This is a genomic window from Cryobacterium algoricola (assembly GCF_004402485.1).
Taxonomy (GTDB): Bacteria; Actinomycetota; Actinomycetes; order Actinomycetales; family Microbacteriaceae; genus Cryobacterium; species Cryobacterium algoricola.
The window spans coordinates 79,455-105,368 of record NZ_SOFG01000016.1 but is presented as its reverse complement, the minus strand read 5'-3'; the positions used below and the strand labels follow the sequence as shown (position 1 = coordinate 105,368).

Sequence of the window (25,914 nt, the reverse complement as noted above, 5' to 3'; positions counted from 1 at the left end):
ACCCCTGCACCATCCAGCCTCATCCTCACCGGAGCAAAGGAGCCCCCATGACGGAATCACTGAGAGATGCACGACCGGGAGCGACGCCGTCGTCGATCGACTACGTCGCTTTCGCCCAATCGCCGCGCTTCCTCGAACTGAAGCGAAGGAGGAACCGGTTCGTGATCCCGCTCGCCGTGTTCTTCCTGGTCTGGTACTTCGGGTTCGTGCTCGTCGCCGCATACGCGCCGGCCTTCATGGCCATCCAGGTCGTCGGAAGCGTCAACCTCGGCGTCGTGCTCGGCCTCGGCCAGTTCGTCACGACCTTCGCGATCACCATGTGGTACGTGTCCTTCTCGAACAAGACCCTCGACCCGATGGGCGCCGCGCTCCGCGCCGAGCTCGAAAAGATGGAGCAGAAATGAGCGCCGGCACCATGATCGTCCAGGCCGCCGCGAAGGCCACGGAGACCAACCCCGTCCTGAACATCTCGATCTTCCTCGCCTTCGTGGCCGTCACCCTGATCGTCGTGATCCGGGCCGGCCGCAACAACCGCTCCGCCGCGGACTACTACACCGGCGGACGGTCGTTCACCGGGCCGCAGAACGGCTTCGCGATCGCGGGAGACTACCTCTCGGCGGCGTCCTTCCTCGGCATCGTCGGCGCGATCGCGATCAGCGGCTACGACGGCTTCCTGTACTCGATCGGGTTCCTCGTCGCCTGGCTCGTCGCGCTCCTGCTCGTCGCTGAGCTGATGCGCAACACGGGCAAGTACACGATGGCCGATGTGCTCTCCTTCCGGCTCAAGCAGGGCCCGGTCCGGGTCGCGGCGGCCACGACGACCCTCGCCGTGTGCTTCTTCTACCTCCTCGCGCAGATGGCCGGCGCCGGCGGACTCGTGTCCCTTCTGCTCGGCATCAACGACAAGCTCGGCCAGTCGGTCGTCGTGGTCGTCGTCGGCGGTCTGATGATCCTCTACGTGCTGATCGGCGGGATGAAGGGCACCACCTGGGTGCAGATCATCAAGGCGTTCCTTCTCATCATCGGCGCCTTCGCCATGACGATCTGGGTGCTCGCGATCAACGGGTTCAACTTCTCGGCGCTGCTCGACAGCGCCGTGGCGGCCTCGATCAGCAAGCCGGCGGAGGCCATCCTCGTGCCGGGCCTCAAGTACGGTCACAACCCGCTCGACTTCATCTCGCTCGCGATCGCGCTCGTGCTCGGCACCGCGGGCCTGCCGCACGTCCTGATGCGCTTCTACACCGTCCCGAGTGCCAAGGAGGCCCGTCGCTCCGTGGTCTGGGCGATCTGGCTGATCGGCGCGTTCTACCTGTTCACCCTCGTGCTCGGCTTCGGCGCGGCGGCCCTCGTCGGCGCCGACGTGATCGCGGCGGCACCCGGCGGGGTCAACTCGGCGGCGCCGCTCCTGTCGCTCGCGCTCGGCGGGCCGCTCCTGCTCGGCTTCATCTCCGCGATCGCCTTCGCGACGATCCTCGCGGTCGTCGCCGGCATCACGATCACCGCGGCGACGTCCTTCGCGCACGACATCTACATGAGCGTGATCAAGAAGGGCAAGGGCGACCCGGACAGCGAGGTCAAGGTTGCACGCCGCACCGTCATCGTGATCGGCATCCTCGCGATCGCGGGCGGCATCGGCGTGCAGGGCCAGAACATCGCGTTCCTCGTGGCGCTCGCCTTCGCCGTCGCGGCGAGCGCGAACCTCCCGACGATCCTCTACTCGCTGTTCTGGCGCGGCTTCACCACGCGCGGTGCGGTCTGGAGCATGTACGGCGGCCTCGCAGCGGCGATGATCCTGATCGTCTTCTCGCCGGTGTTCTCCGGCACGCCTACCTCGATGTTCGGCGCGGGGGTCAACTTCGCGTGGTTCCCGCTCAGCAACCCCGGCATCGTCTCGATCCCGATCGGGTTCTTCCTCGGCTGGCTCGGCTCGGTCACGAGCACCCGCAAGGAAGACCCCCTGCTCGCCGCCGAGATGTCGGTCCGCTCCCTCACCGGCCACGGCGCCGAGAAGGCCGTCGAGCACTAGGCATCCGCTGTTCCGAATTCAGGAGTTGAGGGCTTTTCCGGCCCGAACCGGGGCCAGACCGGCCCAGATCAGCCTGAACTCCTGAATTCGGAACACAAACCGGCGGACAAACCGGCGGGCGCTGCGTGAGTGCGGGCAGCGGATGCCGGGGGTCAGTCCTTCGGGACGAGGGGGCCGCGCGCGACGCGCGCAGGGGCCGCCTGTGCGACGGGCTTGACCGTGATCAGGTCGAGGTTGACGTGGGCGGGCAGCTCGACGCTCAGCACGATCGTCTCGGCGATGTCCTCCGCGGTGAGCGGGTTCTCCACGCCGACGTATGCGGCAGCGGCCTTCTCCGGGTCGCCGCCGAAGCGGACCAGACCGAATTCCTCGGTCTTGACCATTCCGGGCGCGATCTCGATCACCCGGATCGGCTCGCCGTTGAGTTCGAGCCGCAGCACCTCCACGAGGGCGTGGGCCGCGAACTTCGCGGCGTTGTAGCCGCCACCGCCGAGGTACGCGACGTGACCGGCGATCGAGGTGACCGTGACGATGTCTGCGCTGCCCGCGGCATCCGCTGGGTTGCCTGCGGCCTCTTCTCGCAGGGTCGCCCGCAGCAGCGGAAGCACGGCGCTCGTGACCCGCTTGACCGCGAGCACGTTGATCTCGAACATCCAGGCCCAGTCCTCGACGGGGGCCGTCTCGACACTGTCGAGGCCGCGGGCGCCGCCGGCGTTGTTCACGAGGGCGTGCACGGGGCCGGATGCCGCGAGATAGTCGCGGAGGGCGTCGACATCGGCCTGCACCGTCAGGTCTGCGGTGAAGACGTCCGCGCCGGTTTCCTCGGCGAGCGCCGCGAGCCGGTCGGCGCGCCGGGCGACGCCGACGACGTCCCAGCCGTGCGCCCGGAACAGTCGTACCGTTGCCGCCCCGATTCCCGAACTCGCACCGGTCACCACAACTCGCTTATTTGCCATGGTCCCATTCTGACGGCACGAACGGCACCCGGTGCGCACCCGGTACGTGACGCCGTGTTTTCGGGTCGTGCGCGCCACCCTCGCTCGCCTGGGCGCCCGGTTCGGCGATCAGCTCCTCGGGCGGCGCAATTCCGGTGAGACGTAATCGCTCGGCCTGTCGATCACAGCGAGCGTGCACCGCGAAACGCAGACGAGACGCTCGCGGCCATCGCTGATCCTCACCTCCCAGACCTGGACTCGCGCACCGAGATGGATCGGGCGGGCGACTCCCGTCACCCATCCGCTCGCGACGGGCCGGAGGTGGTTGGCGTTGATCTCAATCCCCACTACGTGGAAACGGTGTCGATCGATCGCGAGGTATCCCGCGATCGACGTGAGCGTCTCCGCAAAGGCGACGGACGCGCCGCCGTGCAGCACCCCCGCCGGCTGTGTCGTACGGGCGTCCACGGGCATCCGCCCCCGCAGGGCGTCGGGCGCGACGTCGGTGAGTTCGATGCCGAGCGTCTCGATGAGACAGTCCCTGCCCATGTCCTCGAGGACGCGCAACGAGACGTCACCGTGCCAGATCGATGGGGCGGAGGCCGAGGCAGCCGTACCCGTGTCTGTGTCTGTGTCTGTGTCTGTGTCTGTGTCGTGATTCATCCCACCAGCGTGCGGGATCCGGCGCGCACGGTCAGGCGGGAAACTACCTCACTTGGGCGGTTCCGTCCGGTCCCGGTGGGTGGCGTACCACGCGGCGACCTGTGCCCGCGATCGAAAGCCGAGGCGCAGCCGAATCCGTTCGACGTGGCCCTCTGCCGACCGTTCGTCGATTCCCAGCCGCACGGCAATCTCGCGGTTCGTGCAGCCCTCACTGATCAACGCCGCAACCTCGCTCTGGCGAGGCGTCAGGGTCCGGGGCCCGCGCTGCGGGGCACGCGCGCCGAGGAAGCGACGCACGGTCACGACGAGCTCATGGGCGTCCCCGGCGTACGGCAGGTGTGAGCGACCGGGAAGCACCACGAGCCGCGCCCCGGCGATGCCCTCCGCGAGCGCCGTGGCCTGCGCGACGGGGGCGGCGCGGTCGTCGGCGCGGTGCACCACGAGCGTCGGGGTGCGCACCTGGCCGAGAAGGCCCGTGACCTCGAGGTCGTAGCACAGCGCCAGCATCGCCCGCGCGGTCGCTGCGGTCGAGCAGGCTCGTTGGTAGCGGCCGAATCGGGCGCGCATCGTGGCATCGGCGTCGGGCGCGAAGATGTCGGTGAGCACGTCGGACCCGAGTCCCCAGTGCGTCTCGATCAGCCCGAGGACGTGCTCGCGCACGCCGAGCGGGGCGACCGCCGCGCCGGATGCCCAGCCGCCGTACAGCACGAGCCGCCGCACGGTGTCCGGATGCGCCGCCGCCCACGCCACGGCGACCAGCGCGCCCATCGACGTGCCGATGAGGTCGAACGGCTCGGGGCCGAGCGTCGCGACGACCGCGGCGAGTTGCTCCAGCTCGAAGTCCATCGACGGCGGCCGGCTCGTCGGAGCCGACAGGCCGCATCCGGCGCGGTCGTACCGGATGAGTCGACGGTCCGCCGCCAGGCTCTCGTAGAATGCCCGTTCCTCGGGCAGCTGCCAGCTGAGCTCGAGGTGGCTGAGCCACCCGGCGACGTACACGAGCGGCCGACCGGAGCCGGCCGAGGCGTATGCCACGCCGGTGCCGTCGGTCGTTTCCGCGCGCGCAATCTCCTGCTGCATCCACCCATTCTGCTCGCCGCACGTTGCGCACGCTCCGCCGCCGGCGCACCCGGGTCACACCCGCCAGATGACGCCGTGTTTCGCCCGCATTGCCGCCCCCGCGAACGCGTGCCTAAACTCGCACCCAAGAGCGTTGGACGGTCCACGCTCGTCACGGATTACAGGGAGTTCTTCATGAGCGACAACGCGGCCGCCTGGCAGTTCGAAACCAAGCAGGTGCACTCGGGCGCGCACCCCGACCCGGTCACCAACGCGCGCGCCACCCCGATCTACCAGACCACGTCCTACGTGTTCAACAACGCGCAGCACGCCCAGAACCTCTTCGCCCTCGCCGAGTTCGGCAACATCTACACCCGCATCATGAACCCGACCCAGGCCGTCGTCGAAGAGCGCATCGCCGCGCTCGAAGGCGGCACCGCGGCGCTTCTCCTCGCCTCCGGCCAGGCCGCGTCGACCTTCGCCGTACTCAACATCGCCCAGGCCGGCGACCACATCGTCTCCTCGAGCTCGATCTACGGCGGCACCTACAACCTCTTCAAGTACACCCTCGCCAAGCTCGGCATCGAGACGACCTTCGTCGAGGACCAGGACGACGCGGCGGAGTGGGCCCGCGCCGTGCGCCCGAACACCAAGCTGTTCTTCGCCGAGACGATCGGCAACCCCAAGATCAACGTGCTCGACATCTCGCTCGTCGCCGATGTCGCGCACGAGAACGGCGTGCCGCTCATCGTCGACAGCACGATCGCGACGCCGTATCTGATCCGCCCGTTCGAGCACGGCGCCGACATCGTCGTGCACTCCGCCACCAAGTTCCTCGGCGGCCACGGAACGATCATCGGCGGCGTCATCGTCGACGGCGGCACCTTCGAATGGTCGAAGAACGTCGAGAAGTTCCCCGGCCTCACCGAGCCTGACCCGTCGTACCACGGCGTCAGCTACACCGGCGCGGTCGGCGACGGCATCGCGTACATCATCAAGGCGCGCGTGCAGCTGCTCCGCGACCTCGGCAGCGCGATCGCCCCCGCGAGCGCCTGGCAGCTGATCCAGGGCATCGAAACCCTGAGCCTGCGCATCGAGCGCCACGTGCAGAACGCCCAGGACATCGCCGAGTGGCTCGAGAACCACCCCGACATCGCCTCGGTCAACTACGCCGGCCTGCCGTCGAGCCCCTGGTACGCCACGGCCAACAAGTACGCGCCCAAGGGCGTCGGCGCGGTCGTCTCCTTCGAGCTCAAGGGCGGGGTGGATGCCGGCCGCGCGCTCGTCGACAACCTCGAGCTCTTCAGCCACCTGGCCAACATCGGTGACGTCCGTTCGCTCGTCATCCACCCGGCCTCGACCACGCACGCGCAGCTCACCCCGGAGCAGCAGCTCACGAGCGGCGTCACCCCCGGCCTCGTGCGCCTGTCCGTCGGCATCGAGAACGTGGTCGACCTCAAGGCCGACCTCGAGCAGGGACTCGCCGCTGCCCGCGCCGTCACCCTGGCCTCCCGCGCGAACGCCTGAGTCACCAGCACCCCGAACCGATTCGACGGAGATTTTGCCGAAATTGTACGTTGCAGGCCGTTTTCGGGCCGCGCGAGGCGAAATCTCCGTCGAATTGGTTCACAGAACGATCCGGATGGCGGGTCCGTGAATATCCTGTCGGTATGACTGACCTGCGACCGATCGGATACTGGCTCAAGCTCGTCGACCAACTGATCAACGAGCAATTCGCGACGACCCTCGAGGAACACGGGGTGACGCGGCGGCAGTGGCAGCTGCTCGGGATGCTGTCCCGCGGCCCCGCCTCCGTCGACGAACTCACCCGCGAGGTCGCTCCGTTCCTCGATACCGAGGGCGAGACCGTCGTCGAGCACCTCGCCGAACTCGTCGAGAGCGGCTGGGTCACGGTATCGGAGTCCGGGTACGCGATCACCGACCGCGGCAGGACCGCCTACCAGCGCCTCGCCGAGGTCGTCTCGGTGAACCGGGACGCCGCGACCCAGGACGTCAGCCCTGCCGACTACGCCACGACCCTCGCCACCCTCGAGCAGGTCGCCCGTAACCTCGGCTGGACGGGCGACCCCGACGCCGCGTAGGCGCCGAGAATCGCCCATACTGCCGAGTCGACCCGGCGAACGGGCGACTCTCGGCGGGAACGGCGACTCTCGGCCCGCGCCCTTAGGCGGCGGTGGTGCCCGTCGCGGGGATGGAGCTCGCGAGAACGGTGTCGAGGACGGCGGATGCCTCTTCACTCGTCGAGTTCTGGGCGAGCGCGAGTTCGGAGACGAGCACCTGTCGAGCCTTGACGAGCATGTTCTTCTCGCCGGCCGACACTCCGCGCTCCTGGTCACGACGCCATAGGTCGCGGACGACCTCGCCGACGCGGTAGACGCTGCCGCTCGCCATCTTCTCCTGGTTGGCCTTGTACCGGCGCGACCAGTTCCCGGGCTCTTCGACGAAGGATTCGCGGAGCACGTCGAAGACGGCCTGGACTCCGGCATTGTCGATGACGTCGCGCACGCCGACGAGCTCCGCGTTCTCGATCGGAAGCTTGATCGTCAGGTCGTTCGCGTGCACGGTGAGGGTCATGAACTTCTTCTCGATCCCCTTCACGGCGCGGGTCGTGATTTCGGTGATGGTGACCGCGCCGTGGTGCGGGTAGACCAGGGTTTCTCCCACGGTGAAATTCATGTGCTGCCTCTTGTTCGTTGGTGATGCGGGGTTCTCGCGACCATCGTCGGTCGGTCGTGTGGTGGTGGTGTGGTGGTGTGCAGGGTGCCGGTGACGCGTCGCTAGGCCGCGTCGACCAGCCATTCGGGTAAGAATTCGACCAGCTGGGCGACGATCTCGTCGTCCGTGACGTCGAGGTAGCCGCGCATCCAGGCGCTGATCAGGGTGAGCGCTCCCCCGGCCACGTAGGTGGCGAAGGACTCGGGGTGCACGACCCGCGGGGCGCCGGAGAGCGCGAGGAGAGATTCGACGAGGCGGCGCGAGTACGCCTCGATCTCGTCGTCGTATGCCGTGCGGGTGATCGGCAGGTCGAGCACGCTCGAGTAGAGCGGGTAGTGCTCCACGATGTGCGAGATGAGCCGCTGGTAGCCGGCGCGTGCGGCCTCCGCCGCGGTGAGGTCGTCGCTCCGCAGGTCGAACCCGGTCACGCCGATCTCGGCGAACTGCTCGCGGAGGAAACCGGTCGCGAGGTCGTCGAGGCTGCTGAAGTGCGCGTAGAACGAACTCCGGCTGATCGAGGCCGTGCGCACGATGTCGCTGACCGAGACGGATGCGACGCGCTGCGTCATGAGGGTGCGGACCGCCGCGAAAATGGCCTGCCTGGTGCGCTCCGCCCGCGGGTCCGAGGCTCGCGCGGCGCTGATTGTACCGCGCACCGCGGGTTCTCGGACATACTCGGTGCGGGTCATCAGGACAGTCTAGCACTTCTCGGACACCTGTCCGAGAAGTGGCCGCAGTCGGGCGGCGGGCGTCCATGACAAGCGCACGTAACAAAGGGACGCGGGCGCGTCCGACCGGGCAGAATGAGGGCATATGGAATGGCAGACCTCGGCGGACACGGTCCCGTCCAGCTTCATCACCGAGGCTCAGGCGCGCTCGCTGCTCGGCAAACCCCCGGCGACGGGAGCCTGGCGCGACGGCGACCCCGTCGGCGACCGCCGGTTCCAGGATGTGGGTGCGCTCGACCTCGAGGCCGGCGGGCGGCTGGGCTCCGCGCGGATCGCCTACGAGACCTGGGGCGAGCTCTCCCCGGCCAGGGACAACGCGGTCCTCGTGCTGCACGCCCTCACCGGGGACAGCCATCTCCTCGGCCCGGCAGGGCCCGGCCACGCGACCGCCGGCTGGTGGGGCGGCATCGTCGGCCCCGGCCTCGCCATCGACACGGACCGCTATTTTGTCGTCGCACCGAACATGCTCGGCGGCTGCCAGGGCAGCACGGGCCCGGCGTCCCTCTCTCCCGACGGCTCGGAGTGGGGCATCCGCTTCCCCTACCTGACCATTCGCGACCAGGTCGCCGCGCAGGTCGCCTTCGCCGACCGGATCGGGATCGACTCCTGGGCTCTCGTCGTCGGCGGCTCGATGGGCGGGATGCACGCCCTCGAATGGGCGATCGACCAACCGGACCGGGTGCACAGGCTCGCGATCCTCGCGGCGCCCCCTGTGACGACGGCAGACCAGATCGCCCTGAATTCGGTGCAGATCGAAGCCATTCGTAGCGACCCGCTGTTCCGGTCCGGCGATTACTACGACGCGGCCGACGGCGACGGCCCGACCCGCGGGCTCGCCCTCGCCCGGAGGATGGCCCTCCTCAACTACCGCAGCCCGTCCGAGCTCAACGAGCGTTTCGAGCGCGGCTGGCAGAGCCGGATCTCCCCGCTCGGTTCCGGCGGTCGATTCGCCGTCGAGTCCTACCTCGACTTCCACGGCAACAAGTTCACCCGCCGATTCGACGCGAACAGCTACATCGTCCTCGTGGAGGCGATGAACTCCCACGATGTGTCCCGCGGCCGCGGTTCCCTCGCGGAGGCGCTCTCCGCCATCGAGGCGACCACCCTCGTCGTGGGAATCGACAGCGATCGGCTGTTCCCCGTCGAGGGCCAGCGGCGCATCGCGGCGCACCTCCGCAACGGCCTCGACGGCACCAAACCCGTCGTGCTCTCGTCGAGCTATGGCCACGACGGCTTCCTGATCGAAAATGCCGCCGTCGGCGAGCAAATCGGCCGCCTGCTCCGCTGACTTTCCGCTGACTTCTCCCCCGCTGCCCGGCGATTGACAGGGCAGGCATTCCGGACGACCCTGACAGGGAACCCAGACACCGCCTGCTCGATCCGTTCCGCCCAGCGAAGAGGAGCCCCGTGATGAAAGCCGGCTACGTCGTCATGGTCATCGTCGGAACGCTGGTGGCCCTCTCCAGCATCGGCATGCTCGCCACCGGGGTCGCGGCAGCGACGGTCGCAGCGGGGCAGGGCAGGGACGGGTTCCTGACCACGCCATCCGGAACGCTCTCGGTGGCCTCCTACGCGATCACCTCTCCCAACCTCGAGACCGGAACCGGCGCAGGGACCGGCACAGAGACCGGCACCCAGCCCGGTTCCGGCGGGCTACCCTCCGGGCTCGCGACGGTGATGCTCGAGGCGACGAGCACCCGGGGCGCCGGCGTCTTCATCGGCATCGCACCGCGAACGGACGTGGAACGCTACCTCGCATCCGTCGCGCACAGCGAGCTCACCTCGGTGAGTTCGTCGCCGTTCCGCACCGAGTACCGCGAGGCACCCGGCAGCAGACGGCCCGCCCGCCCGGGCAGTCAGACCTGGTGGACGGTCGCGGCGTCCGGCCCGGGAACGCAGCGCGTGGTCTGGCCGGTGGCGAGCGGCGACTGGGCCGTCGTCGTGATGAACGCGGATGCGACGCAGGGCGTCGACGTGCAGGTGCGGGCCGGCGTCCGGTCCGCCCTTTTCGTGCCGGCGGCGATCGCCCTGTTGCTCGGCGGAGGGCTCCTGCTCGTGGCCGGGGTGCTCCTGGTGATCTTCGGCGCGATGGGACTCGGCAGGCGAGACACTCCCCAGGGCCCGACCGGGCCGGAAACGGGGGGCACCGAAGCGGGGGGAATCGACGGGGCTGCTAGGGTGAAAACAACCTGAGGAAGCACGGATGCTGACCCGACTGAGTTCGAGGCACCGCACTGTCCCCCCTGCACGCGCCCAAACGCCCCCGGCCCGCCCGCACCCGGTCGACCCTCCCGTTGGCGTGGCCCGTAAACAAGGCACATTCGTGAAACTGAGTGCCACGCGCGCGTCGAAACCCGCCGCATCCGGATATGGTGCTCTGTGGAGCACGACGAGGGGTAATGCTACGGGTATGCAACGCATCTTCAAGGAACGGGATCGGCTGCTGCGCAAGGGTGCGCGGCTGACCGGGCTCGCGGGCTCCATCGCCGCATTCCTGGCCCTTCTGGTGCCCGGCAGCCTCGTCCCGCTGGCGCTCGCTGTGAACCTTCCCCTCCTCCTCGTCATCGTGGGCGCCCAGTACCTGCTCGGCCGCAACGGGCACCTGAGGTGGGCAGCGGTCGTCGTCGCGTGCGGCGTGGCCATGATCCTCGTGATCGGCTTCGTCGGCCGGGGAACATCGGGACTCAACCTCGGCGAACAGGCCGTGGTCGCGTGCATCGCCTCGCCGACGATCGGTTCCGTCGCCCTGGTGCTCGTCACCACCGCACGCCGGCTGATCATGCTGGGCCTCGCCTTCTGCGCGACCCTCGCGAGCGTCCTCTGTGCCGCGCGGCTCACCGACGACGCTCTCTTCCCGGTCATGCTCACGATCACCGGCTGGTTCGCGATCGCGATCGCCGGCTGGTGGATCGCCCAGAGCATTCCCCGCGTCATGCAGCGCATCGCCGAAATCGGCCGCGCGCACCTCGCCGAACGGCATGCGAGCGAACTCGAAGCCCAGCGCCGCCAGGACGCACGGCTCCTGCACGACACCGTCCTCGCCACCCTCACCCTGCTCGCGCACTCCGGCGTCGGCGTGAGCCCGGCCGCCTTGCGCCAGCAGGCCGGCGATGATGCCCGGCTCCTCAGGCAGCTGCGGCTCGGCGGCCTCCCGACACCGCACCGCTCGGGCGTCTACACGCTCGAGCCCGCATCGGAGGCGGCCCTCGGCAGCACCCTCGAGTCCGTGAAACAGCGCTTCAAACGTATGGGACTCGACGTGGACTGGCACGGGAGCGGCCAGGTCCTGCTGCCGAGCACGGTCCTGGACTCCTTCCTGCTCGCCCTGGGCGAGTGCCTCGAGAACGTGCGCAGGCACGCCGGGGTCGCCCGCGCCGACGTCACGATCACGGACGACGACACGACGGTGCGCGCCATGGTCACCGACGCGGGCGTCGGCTTCGACCTCGCGGCGGTCAGCCCGGAGCGCCTCGGTTTCGCCGAGTCCGTCGTCGCCAGGCTCCGCGATGTCGGCGGCAACGCCCGGCTGTTCTCGTCCCCCGGCTCGGGAACGACGGTCGTGCTCGAGGTGCCCAAGTGAGCACCCGCGGCGTCACCGTGCCGCCAGAGCGCGGCATCCGTCGACAGACCCGGCGCACCGACACCGAGGCCGGCCCGCTCGCGGAGCACGGGCGCCAGGAGCGCCAGGACCGCCGCCGCAGCTTCCGCAGGCCCGAACGCACGGTCGAGACGACACGCGCCAACCAGAGCGGCCTCGGCGGACGCCACCTCGGAATCGGCCTCTCCATCGCAGGAGGCATCGTTGCGGCCTACCTGTTCTGGGAATGCCTCGATCAGTTGCCCCGATACTCGACTCCCGTCCCGACCCTCGTGGCCTGGGTGATTCTGGTGGCGGCGACGGCATTCGCGATCGTCGTCGTGCAACGGCTCTCCGCACGAATGCCGGACTGGCTGTTCGCAGCGGCCCTCGCGGCCGGCGCGGTCGTCGTCGCGCTCGACCTGGCCGGTTCCCACGCCGGCGCGGACCAGGGCGTCTACCCGACGGCGGCCGCCGCGGTCGGGAGCCTGCTGATCGCGCTCGTGACCGTGCGCCGCGGGAGGGACGTCGTCTCGTCGACGGCCGTCCTCGGCACCATCCTGGCCGTGTTCGCGGTCACCGAGCCGCGCAGCGACCCGCTGTCGTTCGCGCCGGAACTCGTCGCGTTCGGACTCGCCGTGATTCCCCCGCTCCTCGGCGTCGCCATCGTTCGGTCATTCCACCGGATGGTGCAGCGGGAACTGGACCTCGTGCTCGTGCAGAGCACGGTCTCCCAGCCGCGGTTCGCGGTCGGCATGCTCGCCTCGGAGGACCTCGCCCGGATCGACCTCGACGCGGAGACCCTGCTCGACGACGTGGCCAAGGGGCGCACCGCGCTCCCGCTCAATGCGGCCAAATCGACGACCGCGTCCTCGCTCGCGACCCAGTTGCGGCTGCACCTGATCCAGGGCCGCCGGGAAACCTGGCTCCACCACGCCATCACGGAGTCCGAGTTCCTCGGTCCCTCGGTGAGCCTCAACGACCCAGCCGGACTCGCCGGACTGCTCGACCCCGCCCAGCGCGACGCCCTGCTGCGCACCATCTGGCTCCTGATCAGCGACACGCAGCGCCCCGAGGCATCCGTCGCCCTGTCCCTCGGACCGATCCGCCACACGAATGGCCTGATCGACCGTCATAAGTTACGATTCCCCATCGAATTGGCCACCACCGGTGTGCCCCGACGACGGGTCGACCCCGAGACGTGGCAAGCTATCCGGGTAGTCGGCCCGCACACTGCGTCGAGCCGGGGTGGCAGTCTGCACGTGGAGATCGAATGCAGCATTGACAATCCCGCAGATGCGTGAAATTTTCTGGTCCGGCATCGCCGGGCTACCAGTCGAATGCACAGGCAACAGGAGGCAACAGTGACGAACATCAGCACGACCACCCGAGTGGTGCCCAGCAGGGAGAATCCCATCCGGCTGGCCCTCGTCGACGACCACAGGATGCTCCTGGGCGCGTTGACGGAATGGATCCGCGGTGCTGCGGACGACATCAACATGGTCGCTGCGGTCACAACGTGGCCGGAACTCCTCACCCACCCCGAATTCCCGGTGGACGTCGTGCTCCTCGACCTCGACCTCAAGGACAACATCCCGGTCTCACTCAAGATCTCGACGCTCAAGACGGCCGGCGTCAAGACCGTCCTGATGAGCACGTACTCGGAGCCCGGACTCGTACGCGAGGCACTCGCCGCCGGGGCGCTCGGCTACCTCGTCAAGAGCGAGGAAGCCGGCATGATCGTCGACGCCATCCGCGCCGCCTTCGACGGAGAGTCCTACATCTCCGCTGAGCTCGACGAAGCGCTCAGCGCGGGCACGGGCGGCGGCTCACCGCGACTGAGCGCGCAGGAACGCCGCGTGATGGCGCTCTACGGTGCCGGAGAACCAGTGAAGGCCGTCGCCCACCAGCTCGGCATCTCCGAGGAGACCGCCAAGTCCTACCTCAAGCGGATTCGCGAGAAGTACCGCCTTGCGGGCTTCGACGTCGGAACGAAGGTCGCGCTGCGGAAGCGCGCGATCCACGACGGGATCCTGCTGCAGACGGACTGACCGGGTACTCCCGACCCCCTGTCGGAGTTTTCCGTGACCCGTCGCAGGCGCTGCTGCGCCGACGGTGGATCACGAAAGGCTCCGGCTTCGGCGTTAAGCGGCGTCCCTGACAATGTCGATGAGGTCGGTGCCGTACGGCACGTGCTGTCCGTTGCGGCGCCGGGACCGGTCGATCGCGAAGCTCACGACGGCGAGGACGAGTCCGATGACGCTCAGTCCCGCGCCGATCCAGACCGGGGCGACGTAGCCGAGGCCGCCCGCGATCGCGAGGCCGCCGAGGAAGGCGCCGAGTGCGTTGCCGATATTGAGCGCCGAGTGGTTGAGGGCCGCGGCGATGGACTGGCTGTCCGCCGAGACATCCATCAGCCGGGTCTGGATCGCCGGGGAGAGTCCGGCGGCGGCACCGCCGACGAGGAACACACCGATCAGGAGCCCGGGCAGGAACTGCGCGGAGAGGGCGAGCCCGACGAGGGCGACGATCATCACGGCGAAGAAGCCGTAGAGGGTGCGGCGGACGCTCTTGTCGGCCAGGTGGCCGCCGAGCAGGTTGCCGACGGTCATGCCGAGGCCGATGACCACGAGCACGAGCGGCACCGCCCCGGCGCCGAGGCCCGTGACCTCGATGGTCAGCGGGGCGACGTAGGTGTAGACGGCGAAGAGGCCGCCGAAGCCGATCGCGCCGATGCCGAGCGCGAACCAGACCTGCAGCCGGCCGAAGGCCTTGAGCTCGTTGCGCATGGTCGCAAGCGGGTCACCGGACTGGAACGGCACGAGCAGGATCACGGCGAGGAACGTGACCGCGAAGACGGCGGCGACGACGAGATAGGCGACCCGCCAGCCGTAGACCTGCCCGATCCAGGTGATCACGGGCACGCCGACCACGTTCGAGATGGTCAGCCCGCTGAGCACGAGCGCGACGCCGCGTGCGCGCTTGCCCGGGCCCATCAGGTCGGCAGCGACGAGCGACGCGATGCCGAAATAGGCGCCGTGCGGAAGCGCGGCCACGAACCGGGCCACGAGCACGAGCCCGAAGGTCGGCAGCAGGGCGGAGGCGATCGTCGCCAGGGTGAATGCGGCGAGCAGGGCGAGCAACAGCTGTTTGCGCGGCCAGCGTGCCGCCGCCGCCGCGATCGTCGGGGCTCCGACGACGACGCCGAGGGCATACGCCGAGATCAGCCAGCCGATCTGGGCGTTCGCGGCGTCCGGCGCGGTCGCGTAGAGGCCGGGCAGGAGGTCTTGCGCGAGGTTCGGCAGCAGCCCCATCGCCACGAATTCGGTCGCGCCGATGCCGAAGCCGCCGAGCGCGAGGGCGAGCAGGGCAAGGCGGATGCGGGTCGGAGACAGAATCGCCGACCCGTCGGTGGTTGAGGGCATGCGCTCCAGCCTAGGGCCGGACGGATCCGTCCGGAAGCGTCCGGCGGCGACCGCCAGCCCGTGCCGTGTCGGCTACGCCTCGTCGCCGGTCTCCCGTGCGTTCCGGAGCGCGACCTCGAGGCGTTCGACCTTGCCGGTCAGCTCGCCGGTGTGTCCGGGGCGGATGTCGGCCTTGAGCACGAGGGAGACCCGGGGGCCGAAGGCGCCGACGGCCTCCGTCGCGGCCTTGACGACGGCGAAGACCTCGTCCCATGACCCCTCGATGGTCGTGAACATCGAATCGGTGTGGTTCGGCAGGCCCGATTCGCGGACGATGCGCACGGCCGCGGCGACGGCGTCGTGCACGGATCCCTCCGCGTCCTGGGCGCCGGACGGGGAAACGGAAAAGGCGACGAGCATGATTACTCCCTGGGGGTGAGGATCGGGCGGTCGAGGCCGGCCGCCGGTGGGTCGTGCGGGGCTGCGTTGTCGCCGTGGTGGCCGCCGCGGACGGCGCCGTGCGGGACGGAGCGGCTGCCGAGAGCCCACACTTCGCGGATGGCCCAGGCGAGCAGGACGAACTCGAGCACGTTGCGCGCGGAGAGCGCGAGCACCATCAGCGGGTTGGCGACGAGCAGCCAGTCGTAGAGGTAGGGGTAGACGAGCTGCGTGAGCCCGGCGATGACGGCGACGAGGATGGTCGGGGTGCGCCAGCCACGCCCCCACAGCAGGATACCGAGGATGGTCGGCGCGGCGAGCCAGATCACGAATTGCGGCGAGCCGACCTTGTTGACCGCCATCAGGGTCACGACGAGCGCGAGCACGAGGGGCGGGAAGAGCTTCTCGAAGGTCGCCCCCGCCCGCGTCGCCCGCAGCGCGATCAGCAGCACGGCGGCGATGCCGAGCGCGAGCACCGGCGTCATGAGCGCGACGGCGATGGACGATCCCGGACCGACGACCTGGAAGGTGAGGATGTCGTGGTCGTAATAGATGTAGCTGCCCGGGATCCGCAGCGCGGCCTGCACCATCCAGATGGCGCCGACCGGAGATTCGATCTGGATGCCGCGGCTGGTCTGCTCGGAGATGAAGCTGAACACCCGGAGGCCGCTGCCGAGGGCGAATGCGGTGAGCACGATGACGGCGCTCGTGGCGAGGAAGACGTAACCGGCGCGCATACGCTGTTTCGAGGCGACGACCAGGGCTGCGATGACGGCGATCGGCCAGATCTTCACCCAGGTCGCGATCGTGAGGATGACGGTGCCCCAGACCGGGCGGGTCCGCAGCCACAGTACGGCGAGGATGACGAGCGGGGCCGTGATCGAGTCGATCCTGGCGAGGGCGATCGGACCGAGAAGGAGCAGGAAGCCGAGCCACCAGGCCGCGGCGAGGAGCGCGCGCGGCCCCCGGCGTCGACCGGTCAGGGCCGCGAAGGCGACCGCGTTGAGCAGGGCGACGATGCCGAGCCAGGTCGCCGTGTACGAGGCGGTGCCGAAGGCGAGGGCCGCGAAGATCGGCACGACGGCCAGGAGGGGGTAGACGAAGGGTGCGGTGATGCCGACGAGGGCCTGGCCGCTCGCCGCATCGGTCGCCCAGCCCAGGTAGACGACGTCGACGTCGCCGAGCGGCCAGCCGATCGCCGTGAAGCAGAGGTACACGAGCCACGCGTGCACGACGACGAACCCGGCCCAGAGCGCGACGCGCAGGCTCACCCCCGATGCGGACCAAACCGGTGGTTTCGGGGTAGGGGAATCGGGCACGTTCCACTTTCGCACACCCCGGTGTTCCTAACGAGACCGTCACATTCGCGGGTGCGTGCCGACGACCGCGAAAACATGCGTCATGATGGCCAGAGACAGTCATCCCAAGGAGTGGTCAATGCTGAATCGTCGCAGGTCCCGTCACGTTTTGGTGCTCGCGCTCTCGCTGGCGGGCGCGCTGCTCCTGAGTGCATGCTCTGCCGGGAGCCCCGCGCCGAGCACGGGCTCGGATTCGACCGCAGGCCAGTCGCTCAGCTCGCCGGATCCGAGCATGTACCTCACGCCCGGCAAGCTCACGATCGGAACCGGGGAACCCGCATACTTCCCCTGGGTGATCGATGACTCACCGGCATCCGGGAAGGGCTTCGAAGCCGCCGTCGCCTATGCCGTCGCCGGCAAGCTCGGCTTCGCGAAGGAGAACGTGACGTGGGTGCGGAGCACCTTCGACGAGGCGATCGCTCCGGGGCCGAAGGGCTTCGACTTCAACCTGCAGCAGTTCTCGATCACGGCGGAACGCGCCCAGCAGGTCGACTTCTCCTCGCCGTACTACGAGACCACCCAGGCGGTGATCACCGTCGGCACCTCCCCGGCCGCCGGAGTGACCTCGCTCGCCGGGCTCAAGGGGCTCCTGGTCGGGGCCGCGACCGGCACGACGAGCTTCATCGAAGCGGAGAAACTGATCGCTCCGACCCAGGGCGTGCAGGCGTTCAACACGAACGACGACGCCAAGCTCGCGCTGCAGAACGGCACCGTCGACGCGATCGTCGTCGATCTCCCGACCGCGTTCTACCTCACCGGCGTCGAACTCGACGGCGGCACGATCATCGGGCAGCTGCCCGATTCCGCTGCCGGGTCCAGCAGCCCGACCCCCACCCCCGGCGCGACGCCCGGCACCCAGGCGGGTACCGACGCATTCGGCCTCGTCCTGGCCAAGGACAGCCCGCTGACCGCCGCGGTGAGCGCGGCCGTCGACGCCCTCCGCGCCGATGGCACCCTCGCGAACCTCGCAGACACCTGGCTCGCCGGCAACGCGGACGCGCCCGTCCTGAAGTGACGCCGGCGGACGACCCGGGGGCCGGCCCCGACCCGATTGCCGGCACCGGTGGGCCGGCCAGGTCGCCGAGCGCGGTCGAGCTGGGTCGCCGCGCGTACCGGCGCACGCAGACCACCCGGTCCGTGCTGCTGAGCGCCGTGAGCACTCTCGTGTTCGCGGCGGTGATCTGGGTCTTCGTAGTCAACACCCCGGGCTGGACCCGGGTGCAGCAGTCCTTCTTCGACCCCGCCGTCGCGGTGAAGGCCTGGCCGCGGGTCTTCGAGGGACTGTTGCTCAACATCCGCGTGCTGCTCGTCGCTGCCGTGGGCGTGCTGCTCCTGAGCCTGGTGCTCGCGACGCTGCGCACCCTGCGCGGCGCGGTCTTTTTCCCGCTGCGCGCCCTCGCCGCCGGGTATACCGACCTGTTCCGCGGGCTGCCGCTCATCATCGTGCTCTACCTCGTCGGGTTCGGGCTGCCGGGTCTCGGGGTCTTCCCGAAGCTGCCTTCGTACGTCTGGGGCACGATCGCGCTCGTGCTCACCTATTCGGCTTACGTTGCCGAGGTGTGGCGGGCGGGCATCGAGGCCGTGCACCCCTCGCAGGTGCTCGCCGGGCGGTCGCTCGGCCTCAGCCACGGGCGCACCCTGCGCACGATCGTGCTGCCGCAGGCGTTCCGCAAGGTGACCCCGGCGCTGATGAACGACTTCGTCGCGATGCAGAAGGACGTCGGCCTGATCAGTGTGCTCGGCGCCGTCGACGCGGTCAGGGCAGCGCAGATCGAGACGGCCGCGAGCTTCAACTTCACACCCTACGTGCTCGCCGGGCTGCTTTTCGTGCTGCTCGCCCTCCCGATGATCCGGCTCACGGACTGGCTGTCCGCGAGGATGCGCCGCCGCGAACAGGTCGGCGGCGTCGGATGAGCGGCGCAGCGGATGCCGCCGTGCCGGTCCTCCGGGTCGACGACGTCTACAAGAGTTTCGGTTCGGTTCCCGTGCTCCGCGGGATCGACCTCGTCGTGCACCAGCACGAGCTCGTCGCCCTGATCGGGGCGAGCGGATCCGGTAAGTCGACCCTGTTGCGGGTGATCAACCTGCTCGAGCGGGTCGACGACGGGCAGGTCTGGCTCACCGGGCGGGACATCAGCGACCCCCGCGCGAACGGAGACGCCGCGCGCGCCCGCATCGGTGTGGTGTTCCAGCAGTTCAACCTGTTCCCGCACCTGAGTGTGCTCGACAACGTCACCCTCGCCAGCCGGATCGTGCACCGGGTGCCGCGCCGCACGGCCGAGGCGCGCGGCCTCGAACTGCTCGACCAGATCGGCCTGTCCGCGAAGGCCCGTGATTTCCCCGACCGGCTGTCCGGCGGCCAGCAGCAACGTGCCGCGATCGTGCGGGCGATCATGACGGACCCCGAACTGCTCCTCCTCGACGAGGTCACGAGCGCACTCGATCCCGAACTCGTCGGCGAGGTGCTCGACCTCGTGCGGCAGCTCAAGCAGTCGGGAACGACGATCGTGATGGCGACCCACGAGATGGGCTTCGCGCGCGACGTCGCCGACCGGGTCGCGTTCATCGACGCCGGCCGGGTGCTCGAGTTCGGGCCGCCGGAGCAGGTCTTCGACGCCCCACGCGAACCCCGCACCCGCGCCTTCCTCGCCCGCATCCCCCCGCGCTAGTTCGGTCCGCGAGAGCCGGGTCAGGGGCGGAGGAGGGCCGCGATCGTCGCCGGGAGGGCCTCCGCGACGTCGAGGGCCAGGAGCGGGCCACCGGCGGACGCCCGGGCCGCCGCGAGACCGTGCACGAGCGCGGCGGTCGCCGCGAGGGGAGCGCACGCCTCGGCATCCGCTTCGAGGGCCGTGGCGTGTGTGGCCAATAGGGCGCCGAGGATGCCCCCGAGCACGTCCCCCGCGCCGGCGGTCGCGAGCCACGAAGGGGCCCCGGTCACCGTCAGCCGGGTGCCGCCGGGCGAGGCGACGTACGTCACAGCCCCCTTGAGCAACACGGACACGCCGAGCAGGTCCGCGGAGCGCACGGCCCACTCCCCCGGGTCCGCGGCGATCTCCGCGGGCGTCACGTCGACTCGCCGCCCGGAGACCACTCCAGAGGCGGCGCCGGACGCTGCGCCGGCGAGCAGCCCGGCGAGCTCCCGGTAGTGCGGGGTGATCACGGTCGGACCGGCATTCCGGTGCACGAGGTCGAGGGCGCCGGCGTCGCAGACGACGGGAACCCCCTCGGCGAACGCTGCCTCGAGCGCCTCGAGCGTCGCCGTCGAGCGCTGGGAGGCATCCATGCCCGAGCCGAGCAGCCACGCCTGCACCCGCCCCGGCGCGGTGACGACCTCGGGCCTGCGCTGCAACACGAGGCTCGTGGCCCGGCGCGGGCCGAGGTAGCGCACCATCCCGAGACCCGCGCGCATGGCCGCCTCGACCCCGAGCACGGCCGCGCCCGGGTAGGCGCGCGAGCCCGTGCGCACGCCGAGGACGCCCCTGCTGTACTTGTCGGCGGATGCCGCAGGCACGGCGATCCACTCCCGTGCCTGCTCACCGGTCCAGGCCTGCCATCCCGCGAAACCACTCATGACCCCACGATAGATTGGTTTGTGTGCCCCTGACCCAGCCCACCCCCGCCCAGCCCCTCGCCTTCCGCCCCCTGACCGTCCGCGGCCTGACCCTGCGCAACCGGCTCTGGGTCGCCCCGATGTGCCAGTACTCGATCCTGAAGCAGGACGGCGTTCCGGAAGACTGGCACCTCGTGCACCTCGGCGGCCTCGCTGCCGGCGGGGCCGGCCTCGTCATCGCGGAGGCGAGCGCCGTCAGCCCGGAGGGCCGCATCACCGCCCGGGACACCGGTATCTGGAACCCGGAGCAGGCCGACGCCTGGGCCCGCATCGTCCGTTTCCTCCACGGGCAGGGCGCCGCGGCCGGCATCCAGCTCGCGCACGCCGGCCGCAAGGCCTCGACCTGGCCGGCCTGGGGCACCGACGGTCACGGCGCCGTCCGGCACGGCACCGTCCCCGTCGAGGAGGGCGGCTGGCCGACGCTGTCGGCGTCGACCATCCCGTTCCCGGGCTACGCGGCTCCCGTCGCCCTCGACGCCTCCGGCATCGACACGGTCGTCGACGACTTCGCCGCCGCGGCCGTCCGCGCGATCGACGCGGGCTTCGACGTGCTCGAGATCCACGCAGCCCACGGGTACCTGCTCCACCAGTTCCTCTCCCCGCTCAGCAACGACCGTACCGACGAGTACGGCGGCTCGCTCGAGAACCGCGCCCGGCTGCTGCTGCGGGTCGTCGCGGCCGTCCGCGCCGCTGTCGGCGACACGCATCCGCTCTTCGTGCGTTTCTCGGCCACCGACTGGGCCCCGGGAGGCTGGACGCCCGAGGAGACCGCCACCGTCGCCGGCTGGTCGCGCGACGCCGGCGCCGACTTCTTCGACATCTCCTCCGGCGGCAACGTGACGGGCGTGCAGATCCCGCTCAGCCCCGGCTACCAGGTTCCGCTCGCCGCCTTCGTCAAGGCAGAAGCGGATGTGCAGGTGAACGCGGTCGGACTCATCACGACCCCGGCGCAGGCCGAGGATATCCTCGCGAGCGGGCAGGCCGACGCGGTCATGCTCGGCCGGGAGCTCCTGCGCGACCCGCACTTCCCGCTGCGGGCCGCCCACGAACTCGGGGCGACCATCGGCTACTGGCCGCCGCAGTACCTGCGCGCCCGCTGGCCGGAAGCCTGAGCCCCAGGCCGCCCCGGACGGGCACCCCGACCGGACACGCACGAGGCTCAAAGACTCAAAGACGCAGCGGCTCAGAGGCGCCGAGTCGCGTCCTGAACTTCGCCGACGAGTTCCTCGATGATGTCCTCGAGGAAGAGCACGCCCGTCGTCGCCCCGACGGCGGTGAATGAGCGGGCGAGGTGCGCTCCGGAGCGGCGCATGGTCGCAAGGGCGTCCTCGAGGTCGGTGCCCTCGTAGATCGACACGAGCTGGCGGATGCGCTTGGCCGGGATCGGGTCTGCATAGCTGCCGAGGCCGTGCTCCGCGGTGCTTCCCGTGACCGAGGTCCCGGCGTCACCGTCGAGATCGATCACGTCCTTGAGGTGCACGTAGCCGGTCGGCTCCCCCTCGGCGGTGACGAGCACGTAGCGCGAGAAACCGTGCTTGGTGACGGCCTTCTCCACGTCGGCCGGGCTCGCCGACTCCGGCAGGCTGATCAGGTCCGCGAGCGGGACCGCGACGTCGCGCACCTTGCGGGTGGTGAACTCGAAGGTCGCGTTGAGCGCGCCGGTCCCGTCGCGGAGCACGCCCTCCCTGGTCGACTCCGAGACGATCGTCGCGACCTCCTCGAGCGTGTACGTGCTGTTGGCCTCGTGCTTGGGCTCGACCCTGAACAGCCGCAGGACGCCGTTCGCGGTCGAGTTGAGCGCCACGATCAGAGGCTTGACAAGGCGCCCGAAGAACACGAGCGGCGGCGCGAGCACGAGCACGGCCTTGTCCGGGATCGAGAACGACAGGTTCTTCGGCACCATCTCGCCGAACACGACGTGCAGGTAGGAGACGAGCAGCAGCGTCACGATGAACGCGATCGCGGTGAGGGCCTCGTCCGGCAGCCCGGTCAGGGCGAGCGGCGCCTCGAGCAGGTGGTGGATCGCCGGCTCGGACACGTTCAGGATCAGCAGCGAGCACACGGTGATGCCGAGCTGGGTCGTCGCGAGCATGAGCGTCGCGTGCTCCATCGCGTAGAGCGCGGTCCGGGCGCCCATCCGGCCGGCGGCCGCGAGCGGCTCGATCTGGGAGCGCCGGGCGGAGATGACCGCGAACTCGGCGGCCACGAAGAAGGCGTTTCCGGCGAGCAGCACGAACAGCCAGACGATTCCGGCCCAGTCACTCATGACGGCGCTCCTTCGACCTCGTGGAGGTGGGTCTGGCGGGCGCCGGAACCGGCGTCGCCTGCTGCGCGACCGGCGTCTGCGCGACCGGCGTCTGCGCGACAGCGGTCCCTGGCTCCGACTCGGTCTCCGGCTCGGGCTCCGAGGTGGGGGTGAAGCGGATGCGGTCGATCCGGCGGCCGTCCAGGCGTTCGACGGAGAGTTCTCCCGTGTCGATGCGCACGACGTCGCCGACGACGGGCAGCCGGCCGAGTTCGCTCATCACGAAACCGGCGACGGTCTCGTACGGGCCGTCCTCCGGGACCTCGACGCCGGTGCGTTCGAGGAGTTCGTCCGGGCGGAGCATGCCGGGGAAGGTCAGCGAGTCCGGCGAACGCACGACCCCTGCCCTGGTGCGGTCGTGTTCGTCGGCGACCTCGCCGACGAGTTCCTCGACGAGGTCTTCGAGGGTCGCGACGCCGGCGGTTCCGCCGTACTCGTCGACGACGACGGCCATCTGGTAGCCGCGGCCGCGGAGTTCGACGAGGAGGCCGTCGAGTTTCATGGTCTCCGGCACGCGAACGGCCTCGGACTGGAGTGCGGACACCGGGACATCCGCCCGGCGGTGCCTGGGCACGGCGACGGCCTGCTTGACGTGCACGATGCCGACGACGTCGTCGACGCCCTCGTCGACGACGGGGAACCGCGAGTACCCGGTCTGGCGGGTGAGGTCGATGACGGCCTGGGCGGAGGCGGTGCGCTGGATGCTCGCGACGCGCGGGCGGGGCGTCATGACGTCTGCAGCGGTGTGGCCGGAGAAGAGCAGGGTGCGGTGCAACAGCGTCGCGGTGTCCTTCTCAAGCAGCCCGGCACTCGCGGAGCGGCGCACGAGCGAGGAGAGCTCCTCCGCGGTGCGCGCACCGGAGAGCTCCTCCTTCGGTTCGATCCCGATCGAGCGGAGCACGGCGTTCGCGCTGCCGTTGAGCACGGTCACGGCCGGGCGGAACACCGTCGTGAAGAGCGTCTGGAACGGGATCACGAGCTTCGCGGTGCGGATCGGCAGGGCGAGGGCGAAGTTCTTCGGCACGAGCTCGCCGATGATCATCGAGGCGAGGGTCGCGATCACGATCGCGGCTGTCGAGGCGACGACGGGGACGACGAGTTTCGGCAGCCCGGCCGCGAGCAGCGGCGGCGCGAGCAGGCTGCTGATGGCGGGCTCGAGCGCGTAACCGGTGAGCAGCGTGGTCAGGGTGATGCCGAGCTGGGCGCTCGATAGGTGCGTCGAGGTGATCTTCAGGGCGGCGATCGTCTTGGCGAGGCGCGTCTCGCCGCGGGCCTGCCTGGCCTCGAGGTCGCTGCGCTCGAGGTTCACGAGGGAGAACTCGCTCGCGACGAAGAGGCCGGTGCCGATGGTCAGGATGATGCCGACGCCGAGCATGGCCCACTCAAACATGGTGGGATCCGGGTGTCATCACAGGGGGAAAGCCGTTCTCGCGCGGAGAACGGTCACTGGGCGAATTCGCAGGAGGAGGGTCGTCCATTATTCATCCAACTATACCGGTGCGACCGGGAAGCGTCCGGGTGCGCGAGGCACACCCGGACCCTTTTGCCAGCAAGCACCGGCACCGTTTCCGCTACCAGGAAACCGGCAGCGCCTTGCCCTCCTCGTAGCCCGCGGCCGACTGGATGCCGACGAGGGAGCGCTCGTGGAACTCGTCGAGGTTCGTCGCCCCGGCATAGCTGAACGAGCTGCGCACGCCGGAGGTGATCATGTCGAGCAGGTCCTCGAGCGAGGGGCGCAGCGGGTCCAGGTAGATCTTCGAGCTCGAGATGCCCTCGGCGAAGAGGGTCTTTCTCGCGAGCTCGTAGGCGTCGAGCCGGTCGAAGCGTTCCTGGACGGCCTTGGTGGATGCCATGCCCCAGCTCTCCTTGTAGACCGCGCCGGCGGCATCCGTGTCGAGCAGCCCCGGCGCCTCGATCGTGCCGGCGAACCAGGAACCGATCATGACGGATGCCGCGCCTGCGGCGAGCGCGAGCGCCACGTCCCTGGGGTAGCGCACCCCGCCGTCGGCCCAGACGTGGGCGCCGAGTTCGCGAGCGGCCGCCGCGGTCTCGAGCACGGCGGAGAACTGCGGCCGGCCGACGGCCGTCATCATCCGGGTTGTGCACATCGCGCCCGGCCCGACGCCGACCTTCACGATGGTGGCGCCCGCTCCGACGAGGTCGTTGACGGCATCCGCGGTCACGACGTTGCCCGCGACGATCGGGATGCCGAGGCCGAGTTCCGCGACGATGCCGAGCGCCCGGATCATGCCGGCCTGGTGCCCGTGGGCGGTATCGACGACGAGGACGTCGACCCCGGCGGCGACGAGGGCGCGCGCCTTCGCGGCGACGTCGCCGTTGATGCCGATCGCCGCGGCGACGAGCAGGCGCCCCTGGGCGTCGACGGAGGGTCGATAGAGGGTGGAACGGAGCGCGCTCTTGCGACTCAGGGTGCCGACCATGACGCCGTGGCGGAGCACGGGGGCGAAGTCGAGTTCGGCGGCGGTCATCACGTCGAATGCACGGCGCGGTCCGTCGATGTCCTCAGCGTCGAGCGAGGTCAGCGGGCCGTGCAGCAGGTCGCCGAGCTGGGCGTCCGGCAGGGCGGTGCCGAGGCGGGCGGCGTCGATGCAGCCGAGGTATGCGCCGCGGGCGTCGTTGACGACGATGCCCTGGCCGGCGACGGGGGGCACCTGGCGCAGGGCGCTCGCGACGGTTTCACCCGGCCCGAAGATGAACGGGGTGTCGAAACGGGTCGACTGGTCCTTGACCCAGCGGATCGCGGCGTCGAGTTCCTGCAGGTGCATGTCCTGCGGCAACACGCCGAGTCCGCCGCGACGCGCGAGGGACGCGGCGAGCCGGGGACCGGTCACCGAGTTCATGTTCGCCGACACGATGGGGATGGTGGCCCCCGTCCCGTCACCGGGCGCGAGGGAGACGTCGAGCCTGCTCGTGACGGCGGATTCGCTCGGCACCAGGAAGACGTCGGAATACGTGAGATCGTGGCTGGGGATCGCTCCATAGAACTGCATGCAAATAACGCTAGCCCCCCGCATCGATACCCGCAGCCATGCGCGATTGGTTTAGGCTGGGCGG

At 69.9% G+C, this 25,914-nt stretch carries 25 protein-coding genes; 13 read left to right on the top strand and 12 right to left on the bottom strand.

Annotated elements, in window-relative coordinates; all coding sequences use genetic code 11:
• Window positions 1–47 precede the first annotated feature (47 nt).
• Together E3O44_RS12945 and E3O44_RS12940 are read left to right on the top strand one after the other, a co-directional pair.
• Window positions 48–404, top strand: a complete 357-nt coding sequence (locus E3O44_RS12945; RefSeq protein ID WP_134535192.1) for a DUF485 domain-containing protein — start codon at window positions 48–50, stop codon at window positions 402–404.
• Complete coding sequence (locus E3O44_RS12940; protein ID WP_241976308.1) at window positions 401–2,026, top strand: solute symporter family protein; 1,626 nt, start codon at window positions 401–403, stop codon at window positions 2,024–2,026. Before E3O44_RS12945 ends, E3O44_RS12940 begins: the two co-directional genes overlap by 4 nt.
• Before the next feature lie 152 nt (window positions 2,027–2,178).
• Here the strand turns inward: E3O44_RS12940 and E3O44_RS12935 are convergent, their stop codons facing one another.
• From E3O44_RS12935 to E3O44_RS12925, 3 genes are all read right to left on the bottom strand, one after another.
• On the bottom strand, window positions 2,179–2,982 hold the full coding sequence (locus E3O44_RS12935; protein ID WP_134535191.1) for an SDR family NAD(P)-dependent oxidoreductase: 804 nt from the start codon (window positions 2,980–2,982) through the stop codon (window positions 2,179–2,181).
• A 108-nt stretch (window positions 2,983–3,090) separates the two neighbouring features.
• Entirely contained in the window at window positions 3,091–3,624 is a 534-nt protein-coding gene (locus E3O44_RS12930) for a hotdog fold thioesterase (protein ID WP_198415913.1), read from the bottom strand.
• A 48-nt stretch (window positions 3,625–3,672) separates the two neighbouring features.
• On the bottom strand, window positions 3,673–4,704 hold the full coding sequence (locus E3O44_RS12925) for an alpha/beta fold hydrolase (protein ID WP_134535190.1): 1,032 nt from the start codon (window positions 4,702–4,704) through the stop codon (window positions 3,673–3,675).
• A 174-nt stretch (window positions 4,705–4,878) separates the two neighbouring features.
• Here E3O44_RS12925 and E3O44_RS12920 point away from each other — a divergent pair, with 174 nt between their 5' ends.
• Entirely contained in the window at window positions 4,879–6,210 is a 1,332-nt protein-coding gene (locus E3O44_RS12920) for a bifunctional o-acetylhomoserine/o-acetylserine sulfhydrylase (protein WP_134535189.1), read from the top strand.
• Window positions 6,211–6,353: 143 nt separating this feature from the next.
• On the top strand, window positions 6,354–6,785 hold the full coding sequence (locus tag E3O44_RS12915) for a MarR family winged helix-turn-helix transcriptional regulator (protein ID WP_134535188.1): 432 nt from the start codon (window positions 6,354–6,356) through the stop codon (window positions 6,783–6,785).
• 82 nt (window positions 6,786–6,867) lie between these two features.
• Here E3O44_RS12915 and E3O44_RS12910 read toward each other — a convergent pair whose 3' ends face one another.
• On the bottom strand, window positions 6,868–7,380 hold the full coding sequence (locus tag E3O44_RS12910; protein WP_134535187.1) for a CarD family transcriptional regulator: 513 nt from the start codon (window positions 7,378–7,380) through the stop codon (window positions 6,868–6,870).
• Window positions 7,381–7,481: 101 nt separating this feature from the next.
• On the bottom strand, window positions 7,482–8,108 hold the full coding sequence (locus E3O44_RS12905; protein ID WP_134535186.1) for a TetR/AcrR family transcriptional regulator: 627 nt from the start codon (window positions 8,106–8,108) through the stop codon (window positions 7,482–7,484).
• A 124-nt stretch (window positions 8,109–8,232) separates the two neighbouring features.
• On the opposite strand from E3O44_RS12905, the gene metX reads away from it, so the two are divergent.
• From metX to E3O44_RS12880, 5 genes are all read left to right on the top strand, one after another.
• Window positions 8,233–9,435 carry a homoserine O-acetyltransferase MetX gene (metX, locus tag E3O44_RS12900; RefSeq protein WP_134535185.1) on the top strand — a complete coding sequence of 401 codons (1,203 nt, stop codon included), beginning with the start codon at window positions 8,233–8,235 and terminating at the stop codon, window positions 9,433–9,435.
• Between the two features lie 122 nt (window positions 9,436–9,557).
• Entirely contained in the window at window positions 9,558–10,340 is a 783-nt protein-coding gene (locus tag E3O44_RS12895) for a hypothetical protein (RefSeq protein WP_134535184.1), read from the top strand.
• A gap of 217 nt (window positions 10,341–10,557) precedes the next feature.
• Entirely contained in the window at window positions 10,558–11,727 is a 1,170-nt protein-coding gene (locus E3O44_RS12890) for a sensor histidine kinase (protein WP_134535183.1), read from the top strand.
• Window positions 11,724–13,028, top strand: coding sequence for a hypothetical protein (locus E3O44_RS12885; RefSeq protein ID WP_134535182.1), 1,305 nt, complete (start codon window positions 11,724–11,726; stop codon window positions 13,026–13,028). Before E3O44_RS12890 ends, E3O44_RS12885 begins: the two co-directional genes overlap by 4 nt.
• A 69-nt stretch (window positions 13,029–13,097) precedes the next feature.
• Complete coding sequence (locus tag E3O44_RS12880) at window positions 13,098–13,775, top strand: response regulator transcription factor (RefSeq protein WP_255454387.1); 678 nt, start codon at window positions 13,098–13,100, stop codon at window positions 13,773–13,775.
• Between the two features lie 93 nt (window positions 13,776–13,868).
• Here the strand turns inward: E3O44_RS12880 and E3O44_RS12875 are convergent, their stop codons facing one another.
• The 3 genes from E3O44_RS12875 to E3O44_RS12865 all read right to left on the bottom strand — a co-directional run bounded on the left by E3O44_RS12875 (window position 13,869) and on the right by E3O44_RS12865 (window position 16,837).
• Window positions 13,869–15,149 (bottom strand): MFS transporter, encoded by a 1,281-nt coding sequence (locus tag E3O44_RS12875; RefSeq protein ID WP_134535180.1) that lies wholly within the window; start codon window positions 15,147–15,149, stop codon window positions 13,869–13,871.
• Between the two features lie 72 nt (window positions 15,150–15,221).
• Window positions 15,222–15,548: a thiamine-binding protein gene (locus E3O44_RS12870; protein ID WP_134535179.1), complete on the bottom strand. Its 327-nt coding sequence runs from the start codon at window positions 15,546–15,548 to the stop codon at window positions 15,222–15,224.
• A 2-nt stretch (window positions 15,549–15,550) separates the two neighbouring features.
• A complete protein-coding gene (locus E3O44_RS12865; protein ID WP_166792654.1) occupies window positions 15,551–16,837 on the bottom strand; it encodes a glycosyltransferase 87 family protein in 1,287 nt (428 codons plus the stop codon).
• A gap of 166 nt (window positions 16,838–17,003) precedes the next feature.
• On the opposite strand from E3O44_RS12865, the gene E3O44_RS12860 reads away from it, so the two are divergent.
• The 3 genes from E3O44_RS12860 to E3O44_RS12850 are packed head-to-tail and all read left to right on the top strand — an operon-like array spanning window position 17,004 to window position 19,593.
• A complete protein-coding gene (locus tag E3O44_RS12860) occupies window positions 17,004–17,939 on the top strand; it encodes an ABC transporter substrate-binding protein (protein ID WP_134535177.1) in 936 nt (311 codons plus the stop codon).
• A 35-nt stretch (window positions 17,940–17,974) separates the two neighbouring features.
• Window positions 17,975–18,838 carry an amino acid ABC transporter permease gene (locus tag E3O44_RS12855; RefSeq protein ID WP_241976313.1) on the top strand — a complete coding sequence of 288 codons (864 nt, stop codon included), beginning with the start codon at window positions 17,975–17,977 and terminating at the stop codon, window positions 18,836–18,838.
• Window positions 18,835–19,593 carry an amino acid ABC transporter ATP-binding protein gene (locus E3O44_RS12850; protein ID WP_134535175.1) on the top strand — a complete coding sequence of 253 codons (759 nt, stop codon included), beginning with the start codon at window positions 18,835–18,837 and terminating at the stop codon, window positions 19,591–19,593. Before E3O44_RS12855 ends, E3O44_RS12850 begins: the two co-directional genes overlap by 4 nt.
• Window positions 19,594–19,613: 20 nt before the next feature.
• Here the strand turns inward: E3O44_RS12850 and E3O44_RS12845 are convergent, their stop codons facing one another.
• Window positions 19,614–20,495 carry an ADP-dependent NAD(P)H-hydrate dehydratase gene (locus tag E3O44_RS12845; protein ID WP_134535174.1) on the bottom strand — a complete coding sequence of 294 codons (882 nt, stop codon included), beginning with the start codon at window positions 20,493–20,495 and terminating at the stop codon, window positions 19,614–19,616.
• A gap of 23 nt (window positions 20,496–20,518) precedes the next feature.
• Between E3O44_RS12845 and E3O44_RS12840 the strand changes: the two genes are divergently transcribed.
• On the top strand, window positions 20,519–21,646 hold the full coding sequence (locus E3O44_RS12840) for an NADH:flavin oxidoreductase/NADH oxidase (RefSeq protein ID WP_241976307.1): 1,128 nt from the start codon (window positions 20,519–20,521) through the stop codon (window positions 21,644–21,646).
• A 71-nt stretch (window positions 21,647–21,717) separates the two neighbouring features.
• Here E3O44_RS12840 and E3O44_RS12835 read toward each other — a convergent pair whose 3' ends face one another.
• The 3 genes from E3O44_RS12835 to guaB1 form a co-directional block, all read right to left on the bottom strand.
• Window positions 21,718–22,800, bottom strand: a complete 1,083-nt coding sequence (locus E3O44_RS12835) for a hemolysin family protein (RefSeq protein ID WP_134535173.1) — start codon at window positions 22,798–22,800, stop codon at window positions 21,718–21,720.
• A complete protein-coding gene (locus E3O44_RS12830; RefSeq protein ID WP_134535172.1) occupies window positions 22,793–24,229 on the bottom strand; it encodes a hemolysin family protein in 1,437 nt (478 codons plus the stop codon). Before E3O44_RS12830 ends, E3O44_RS12835 begins: the two co-directional genes overlap by 8 nt.
• Before the next feature lie 181 nt (window positions 24,230–24,410).
• Window positions 24,411–25,850 (bottom strand): GMP reductase, encoded by a 1,440-nt coding sequence (guaB1, locus tag E3O44_RS12825; protein ID WP_134535171.1) that lies wholly within the window; start codon window positions 25,848–25,850, stop codon window positions 24,411–24,413.
• Window positions 25,851–25,914: the final 64 nt, after the last annotated feature.

What these genes read in the sequence shown, in the direction of transcription:
- E3O44_RS12935 (WP_134535191.1), bottom strand. Translation starts at nt 2,982, where the DNA reads ATGGCAAATAAGCGAGTTGTGGTGACCGGTGCGAGTTCGGGAATCGGG.
- E3O44_RS12830 (WP_134535172.1), bottom strand. Translation starts at nt 24,229, where the DNA reads ATGTTTGAGTGGGCCATGCTCGGCGTCGGCATCATCCTGACCATCGGC.
- E3O44_RS12850 (WP_134535175.1), top strand. Translation starts at nt 18,835, where the DNA reads ATGAGCGGCGCAGCGGATGCCGCCGTGCCGGTCCTCCGGGTCGACGAC.
- E3O44_RS12835 (WP_134535173.1), bottom strand. Translation starts at nt 22,800, where the DNA reads ATGAGTGACTGGGCCGGAATCGTCTGGCTGTTCGTGCTGCTCGCCGGA.
- E3O44_RS12905 (WP_134535186.1), bottom strand. Translation starts at nt 8,108, where the DNA reads ATGACCCGCACCGAGTATGTCCGAGAACCCGCGGTGCGCGGTACAATC.
- guaB1 (WP_134535171.1), bottom strand. Translation starts at nt 25,850, where the DNA reads ATGCAGTTCTATGGAGCGATCCCCAGCCACGATCTCACGTATTCCGAC.
- E3O44_RS12890 (WP_134535183.1), top strand. Translation starts at nt 10,558, where the DNA reads ATGCAACGCATCTTCAAGGAACGGGATCGGCTGCTGCGCAAGGGTGCG.
- E3O44_RS12945 (WP_134535192.1), top strand. Translation starts at nt 48, where the DNA reads ATGACGGAATCACTGAGAGATGCACGACCGGGAGCGACGCCGTCGTCG.
- metX (WP_134535185.1), top strand. Translation starts at nt 8,233, where the DNA reads ATGGAATGGCAGACCTCGGCGGACACGGTCCCGTCCAGCTTCATCACC.
- E3O44_RS12910 (WP_134535187.1), bottom strand. Translation starts at nt 7,380, where the DNA reads ATGAATTTCACCGTGGGAGAAACCCTGGTCTACCCGCACCACGGCGCG.
- E3O44_RS12930 (WP_198415913.1), bottom strand. Translation starts at nt 3,624, where the DNA reads ATGAATCACGACACAGACACAGACACAGACACAGACACAGACACGGGT.
- E3O44_RS12860 (WP_134535177.1), top strand. Translation starts at nt 17,004, where the DNA reads ATGCTGAATCGTCGCAGGTCCCGTCACGTTTTGGTGCTCGCGCTCTCG.
- E3O44_RS12870 (WP_134535179.1), bottom strand. Translation starts at nt 15,548, where the DNA reads ATGCTCGTCGCCTTTTCCGTTTCCCCGTCCGGCGCCCAGGACGCGGAG.
- E3O44_RS12915 (WP_134535188.1), top strand. Translation starts at nt 6,354, where the DNA reads ATGACTGACCTGCGACCGATCGGATACTGGCTCAAGCTCGTCGACCAA.
- E3O44_RS12925 (WP_134535190.1), bottom strand. Translation starts at nt 4,704, where the DNA reads ATGCAGCAGGAGATTGCGCGCGCGGAAACGACCGACGGCACCGGCGTG.
- E3O44_RS12875 (WP_134535180.1), bottom strand. Translation starts at nt 15,149, where the DNA reads ATGCCCTCAACCACCGACGGGTCGGCGATTCTGTCTCCGACCCGCATC.
- E3O44_RS12895 (WP_134535184.1), top strand. Translation starts at nt 9,558, where the DNA reads ATGAAAGCCGGCTACGTCGTCATGGTCATCGTCGGAACGCTGGTGGCC.
- E3O44_RS12940 (WP_241976308.1), top strand. Translation starts at nt 401, where the DNA reads ATGAGCGCCGGCACCATGATCGTCCAGGCCGCCGCGAAGGCCACGGAG.
- E3O44_RS12845 (WP_134535174.1), bottom strand. Translation starts at nt 20,495, where the DNA reads ATGAGTGGTTTCGCGGGATGGCAGGCCTGGACCGGTGAGCAGGCACGG.
- E3O44_RS12920 (WP_134535189.1), top strand. Translation starts at nt 4,879, where the DNA reads ATGAGCGACAACGCGGCCGCCTGGCAGTTCGAAACCAAGCAGGTGCAC.